Source organism: Shewanella sp. AS16, assembly GCF_021412365.1.
In the GTDB taxonomy this organism is placed as follows: Bacteria; Pseudomonadota; Gammaproteobacteria; order Enterobacterales; family Shewanellaceae; genus Shewanella; species Shewanella salipaludis.
Window position 1 is genome coordinate 1 of the sequence record NZ_JAKCLK010000468.1, and the last position, 279, is coordinate 279.

Annotated in this window: 1 pseudogene; it reads right to left on the minus strand. The window is 50.2% G+C overall.

The features are described 5' to 3' along the window. Positions 1 to 243: pseudogene (locus tag LZP73_RS21135) on the minus strand (D-alanyl-D-alanine carboxypeptidase); the annotation flags it as partial. Between the last annotated feature and the right edge of the window lie 36 nt (positions 244 to 279).

Consider the following 279-nt stretch of genomic DNA (forward strand, 5'->3'; position numbering starts at 1 on the left):
CTGCCCAACCACATAGCTGGTCATAATTTTAGTCAGGCTCGCGGGATCCAGTTTCTCATCCGCATTGCCTTCTGCCAGCACTTTACCGCTGGCGTAATCCATTAAAATCCATGCACGCGCATCCACGCTCGGCGCTTCAACGGTTTGTTCCGCCGCGAATGCCGTTGGGGCAAAAAGGAATAAAAATGCAGAACCCGCTGCAAGACCACGAAGGAGAGAGGAGTATTGCGTCATAAATGCCACCCGAGTATCCATTCAAAAAAAATACGTTATATCGCC